This is a genomic window from Pseudomonas sp. Sample_10, from assembly GCF_004321495.1.
GTDB lineage: Bacteria > Pseudomonadota > Gammaproteobacteria > Pseudomonadales > Pseudomonadaceae > Aquipseudomonas.
On sequence record NZ_RCOE01000200.1, the window covers coordinates 1 to 5,724 of the forward strand.

Consider the following 5,724-nt stretch of genomic DNA (forward strand, 5'->3'; position numbering starts at 1 on the left):
CGTGAAGGGGCCATCTGCATCGCCAACGACTCATCTATTTACCACCCGACCACCGGCCGGCACGGGCTGCATTTGTCCGATTGACGATTTATACATAAAAGTCCAGTATGGAATTATAAGTACAAAAAAGGCTTTACCCCGTTTCTGCTCTTTCTTCTGTCTTGCCAAACCAACAACAACCCGCGAGAGAACGAACATGAAGAAATTCCCCCTCATCACCGGTCTGGCCCTGAGCCTGTTGGCGTGCAGCTCTGTATTTGCCGCCGAGAAAACCTTGCGCATCGGTATCGAAGCGGCATATCCACCGTTCGCTTCGAAAACCGAAAAAGGCGAGATTGTGGGTTTTGACTACGACATCGGCAACGCCCTGTGTGCGCAGATGAAGGTCAAGTGTGTGTGGGTCGAAGGCGAGTTCGACGGTCTGATTCCTTCCCTGAAAGTGAAGAAAATCGACATGGCCCTGTCGTCCATGACCATCAACGAAGATCGCAAGAAGTCAGTCGATTTCACCCACAAGTACTACTTCACTTCATCGCGTCTGGTGATGAAAGAAGGTGCGGTGGTGGACGACCAGTACGCCAGCCTCAAGGGCAAGACCGTCGGAGTGCAGCGCGCCACCACCACGGACCGTTATGCCACCGAGGTGTTTGAACCCAAGGGCATCAACGTCAAGCGTTACGGCAACAACGAAGAGATCTACATGGACCTGGCGGCCGGTCGTCTCGATGCGATTTTTGCCGATACCATTCCACTCAATGACTTCCTGTTGATGCCGCGCGGCAAGGGCTATGCGTTTGTCGGGCCAGAGCTGAAAGACCCGAAATACGTGGGCGAGGGCGCGGGGATTGCAGTGCGCAAGGGTAATACCGAACTGGTTAGCCAACTGAATACAGCCATCGACGGTATTCGGGCGAATGGCGAGTATCAGAAAATTTCCGAGAAGTACTTCAAGTCCGATATCTACGGCGACTGATCTACCGCCATCGCCAGCAGGCTGGCTCCCACAGGTTTTGTGTACACCGCACATCCATGTGGGAGCCAGCCTGCTGGCGATGGGGCCAGATCAATCCCTGCAAATCTTCAGCCCTTCAATTCCTTCAAATGCTTGTACACCGTCGCACGTCCCATGTTCAGCACATTGGCGACATAGTTCGACGAGCTCTTGCCCTTGAAGGCACCTTCGGCATGCAGGGCCAGCACCAGCTCGCGTTTGTGGTCGCGGGTCAGCAGGTTCAGGCTCAGCTGGCGCTCGCGCAGCCAGGCGTGGAGGAAGGTGTTGATCCGTTCCTGCCAGTCATCGCGGAACAGTGAGTCCGGTTGCGGGATCAGCTTGGTTGGCGACAGGAACAGGTCCAGCGCGGCCTTGGCGTTTTCGAACAGCGAAATATTCAGGTTGATGCACAGCACGGCCAGCGGCTGACCTTCGCTGTCGCGCAGTACGGTGCTGAGACTGCGAATCTTCTGTCCATCCCAATTCAGCTTTTCGTACGGCCCGATGTTTCGTTCGCTGACGTCGTCGCTGAGCATGTCCTCCAGTGCGGAGTCGTCGCCGATTTCCCGTTTCGACAGGTTGTTGGCGATGTAGTCGACCTTTTGCGTGCGCAGGTCGTGCAGCACCACCTCGGCATGGGGAAAGAACAACGTGGCGATGGCATCGGCGATCGCATGGAAGTTATCCAGGGACGAGTCGTTCAGGGCCGGGTCATTTTCTGGGGCGTTCATGGGGTGCGGCTCTTCATACAATGGAACTCCGGGCAACTTCAGCGCCCCGCAATACGGGGCTCTGAAAGTGTGCCGCAATCATGTCGGCGCGTCACCTGAGGTGGTGAATCAACCCAGACGAGCGAGGGAGAGCATTTCGGCGCTCAGACCGAAGCGGGTCAGTTGTTCGGGCAGGGCTTCACCACGGACCAGCGCGGCACTGGCCTGACCCATCGCGGGTGAGGTCTGGATGCCATAACCCCCTTGAGCCGCCACCCAGAACAGCCCCGGCACCTGCGGATCGAAACCCGAGAGCAAGTCACCATCACTGACGAAGCTGCGCAGGCCGGCCCAGGTGCGGGTCGGGCGGCGGATCGTCAGGGTGGTGGCTTCTTCGATCTGGTAGATGCCCATGGCGATGTCCAGCTCTTCAGGCTGCACGTCGTGGGGTTCAACCGGGTCGGCGTTGGCCGGCGAGCCGAGGAACATCCCGGCGTCGGGTTTCATATAGAAGGACTCGTCGAGGCTGACCAGCATCGGCCAATGATGGATATCCACACCCTCGGGGCCAGCGAAAATGAACGCGGCCCGGCGTTTCGGTTGCAGGCCCAGTGGTTGTGCACCGGCTAGCGTGCCGATCTTGTCGGCCCACGCGCCCGCAGCATTGATGATGATGGGAGCGCTGAAAGTCTGGCTGTTGGTTTGCACCTGCCAGGCACCGTCGGCATCACGGCTCAGGCCGAGCACTTCAGTGTCGGTGTGCACTTCGCCGTTGTTGCGACGGATGCCACGCAAGTAACCCTGATGCAGGGCGTCGGTGTCGATGTCGCTGGCGGTCGGGTCGTAGATGGCGCCGTGGACTTTTTCCCGGCGCAGGATCGGCAGGCGTACACAGGCCTCCTCGGCGCTGAGCAATTGCATCTCCGGGACCGTAGCTTTGGCGCTCAGGTATTGATTGTTCAATTCGGCCGGATCACCGGTGAAGTCCACGGTCATTTCACCGCGCGGCGTCAGCAGCGGGTGCTCGCAGAAACCGCTGGGCGGGTTGTCGAAAAAATCCCGGCTGGCCTGGGTCAATGCACGAACCTGTGGGGTGCCGTAAGCCGCGGTGTACAGCGCAGCGGAACGTCCGGTGGAGTGATAGGCCGGATGGGATTCACGCTCGAGTACCACCACTCGCCCGTGCTGCGACAGCCAGAAGCCCGTGGAGGCGCCGGCAATTCCGCCGCCGATGATGATGAAGTCTGCCTGGCTCATGAACGTCTCCTGTAGGGGCGCAATTGCCGAAATGGTTGAAAACTCCTGTAGGAGCAAAGCTTGCTCGCGATGACGCCAGCACATTCAACATGAGTGTTGACTGACATGCCGTCATCGCGAGCAAGCTTTGCTCCTACGGGTTTATCTGATGTCAGGGGTGAGACGGTAAATGGCATTGGCCAGCGCAATGTCTTCAAGGCCCAGGCCAATCGAGCGGAAGAACACGTGACGGTCGTAAACGGGACGCGCCACCTTCTCGCTGAGCAGATCCGCCAGGTCGCCGACGATCGCGTTTTTGTCCCAGCCATGCTGCTCGCCGGCGATCAGCATTTCACCGGCCGAGCCTGGGGTGGTCAGGCGATAGTCACAGAACACCCGCATGTCATTGAGGCTCTGTGGTGGCACTTCGTGGGCACGAGGAGCATTGGTGCTGATCGAGGTGATCAGCGCCGGTTTGTTCAGGTTTGACGGGTCGATCACCGGGCCGGCCGATGAGGTGCAGAGCATGATCACATCCGCGTCCTGGATAGCCGTTTCGCGGCTGTCGACGATGTTCAGGCGAGGTTCGATGCTCTTGAGCTGGCTCATGGTTTGCGCATCTTCGCTCAGGCCTGGCGAGTACAGGCTGATACTCTGCCAGTCGCGCAGGTTTTTCGCGTAATGCAGGTGCGCTTGAGCAACCTTGCCGCTGCCGATGATCGCCAGGCGAGTCGCGTTCAAAGGTGCAAGTGCATCGACCGCCACCACGGTAGTCGCGGCGGTGCGCGCCGTGGTCAGTTCGCCGGCATCACACAACAGCAGCGGCTGACCGGTCTGCATCGACATCAGCAGGGTCCAGGCGGTCACCAGCGGCCCCTGTTCGCGCACGATGTAGGGCGACGTCTTGACGCCGTAAACGCCGTCTTGCGCCAGCACGCCCAAGTAGTTGATGAAGTCGCCCGCGCCATTCGGAAACTCCACAAGATGCTGCGCCGGTTGCACGGCTTGTCCGGCGGCCAGGTCGCGAAACAGTTTGCGCATGATCTGCGGCACGTCGATCTGTGTCAGCAAATCGCGAGCCTGGGCTTGGGTGATCACATGAGGCGTACTGGACATGGGCGGCTCCGGACATGGAAGTAAACTAATTTGTCTATTATGGACTTTTTGTTTTAACGAGCAAGCCCTGTCGAAAAAGCCGGACGAAAAAAAAGCGCAGTCCGTTTCCGGCTGCGCCTTTTTTGCACGTTGTCCGTTACGGACGCTTGCGCTCAACCGCCCGCAACAGATGCGTCGGTGGTGTTTCACAGCTGATTTTCTTGCCCAGCAGCGCCTCGATGGACGGTAGCTGGTAGGAGTCATCTTCACCGGCAAAGCTGATGGACACCCCATCAGCACCGGCGCGACCGGTACGACCGATGCGGTGCACGTAGTCGTCCGGGACTTCCGGCAGGGTGAAGTTGATCACGTGGCTGATGCCGTCGATGTGAATACCGCGACCGGCAACATCGGTAGCAACCAGTACGCGGATCTTGCCTTCGCGGAAGCCTTCCAGAGTCTTGATGCGCTTGTGTTGCGGCACATCGCCGGACAGTTGCGCTGCGTTGATGCCATCACGCACCAGGCGTTCTTCAATGCGCCGCACTTCATCCTTGCGGTTGGCAAATACGATTACCCGTTCCCAACCGTTGTCGTTGACCAGGTTGTAGAGCAGTTTGTATTTGTCGGCACCGGCCACCGCGTAGATGTGCTGCTCGACGTTTTCGCTGGCCACGTTGGTGACTTCGATTTCGACGATCGCAGGATCAGTGGTCCATTGCTTGGCCAGGTTCATCACGTCTTCAGTGAAGGTCGCGGAGAACAGCAGCGTCTGCCGCTCGGCTTTTGGCGGCGTTTGGCGAATGATCTGGCGCACTTGCGGGATGAAGCCCATGTCGAGCATGCGGTCGGCTTCGTCGAGCACCATCACTTCGACCATGTCCAGGTGCACGTCGCCACGCTGGTTGAAGTCCAGCAGACGGCCGGGAGTGGCCACCAGAATGTCGCAGTGGCGGGCTTCGAGGTGCTTGAGCTGCTTGTCGAAGTCCATGCCGCCGACGAACGTCATGACATTGAGCCCGGTGTACTTGGTCAGGTCGGCGGCGTCCTTGGCGATCTGGACGACCAGTTCGCGGGTCGGGGCGATGATCAAGGCCCGCGGTTCACCCATGTAGCGCTCTTTCGGCGGAGGGGTTTGCAGCAGCTGGGTGATGATCGAAATCAGGAACGCCGCGGTTTTACCGGTACCGGTTTGCGCCCGGCCGATGGCGTCTTTACCAGCGAGGGTGAAACCCAGTACTTGCGCCTGGATCGGGGTGCAATACGGGAAGCCCAGGTCCTGAATGGCGTGCATCAGTTCAGGAGCGAGTTTGAAATCGTGGAAGCGGGTTTTGCCTTCCTGGGGTTCGACGACGAAATCTTCGAGTTTCCAGGGAATGACCGGGGCTTTTGGCTTCGGTTCACGGCGGGGTTTAACGGGTTTCGGGGTTTCGCTGCGCGGTTGCTCGGCGGCGGCTTGCGCAACAGGCTCGGCGGCCGGCGCGCTCTTGGGCTCGTGTTTCGGTGCCGCTACAGGGGCGGTCCGGCCAGGCTGTTTACCGTCGGTGCGGTGGCCGGGAGTGTGAGACGGAGCGCTGGGGACTGGCGCGAGTTGCTCAGTCTCGCTTTTACCGAACATTTTCTTGAGTGCTTTGAGCACGGTCATCTCATCAATTGGTTAAGGAATGTACGCCGGCCAGTGTAATGCAAGAA

At 59.2% G+C, this 5,724-nt stretch carries 5 protein-coding genes; 1 reads left to right on the forward strand and 4 read right to left on the reverse strand.

The window, feature by feature from the left end:
- Nucleotides 1-196: 196 nt before the first annotated feature.
- Entirely contained in the window at nt 197-973 is a 777-nt protein-coding gene (locus D8U18_RS19430; RefSeq protein WP_131108190.1) for an ABC transporter substrate-binding protein, read from the forward strand.
- Between the two features lie 107 nt (nt 974-1,080).
- On the opposite strand, the gene D8U18_RS19435 is transcribed toward D8U18_RS19430, so the two are convergent.
- The 4 genes from D8U18_RS19435 to rhlB form a co-directional block, all read right to left on the reverse strand.
- Nucleotides 1,081-1,722 carry a PAS domain-containing protein gene (locus tag D8U18_RS19435; RefSeq protein ID WP_130932241.1) on the reverse strand — a complete coding sequence of 214 codons (642 nt, stop codon included), beginning with the start codon at nt 1,720-1,722 and terminating at the stop codon, nt 1,081-1,083.
- A 108-nt stretch (nt 1,723-1,830) separates the two neighbouring features.
- Nucleotides 1,831-2,958: an FAD-binding oxidoreductase gene (locus D8U18_RS19440; RefSeq protein ID WP_056853654.1), complete on the reverse strand. Its 1,128-nt coding sequence runs from the start codon at nt 2,956-2,958 to the stop codon at nt 1,831-1,833.
- A 141-nt stretch (nt 2,959-3,099) separates the two neighbouring features.
- On the reverse strand, nt 3,100-4,053 hold the full coding sequence (locus tag D8U18_RS19445) for an ornithine cyclodeaminase family protein (protein WP_131108191.1): 954 nt from the start codon (nt 4,051-4,053) through the stop codon (nt 3,100-3,102).
- A 136-nt stretch (nt 4,054-4,189) separates the two neighbouring features.
- Nucleotides 4,190-5,677, reverse strand: a complete 1,488-nt coding sequence (gene rhlB / locus D8U18_RS19450; RefSeq protein WP_131108192.1) for an ATP-dependent RNA helicase RhlB — start codon at nt 5,675-5,677, stop codon at nt 4,190-4,192.
- Nucleotides 5,678-5,724 lie beyond the last annotated feature (47 nt).

Coding starts and splice junctions, on each gene's coding strand:
- D8U18_RS19430 (WP_131108190.1), top strand. CDS start 197: ATGAAGAAATTCCCCCTCATCACCGGTCTGGCCCTGAGCCTGTTGGCG.
- D8U18_RS19435 (WP_130932241.1), bottom strand. CDS start 1,722: ATGAACGCCCCAGAAAATGACCCGGCCCTGAACGACTCGTCCCTGGAT.
- D8U18_RS19440 (WP_056853654.1), bottom strand. CDS start 2,958: ATGAGCCAGGCAGACTTCATCATCATCGGCGGCGGAATTGCCGGCGCC.
- D8U18_RS19445 (WP_131108191.1), bottom strand. CDS start 4,053: ATGTCCAGTACGCCTCATGTGATCACCCAAGCCCAGGCTCGCGATTTG.
- rhlB (WP_131108192.1), bottom strand. CDS start 5,677: ATGACCGTGCTCAAAGCACTCAAGAAAATGTTCGGTAAAAGCGAGACT.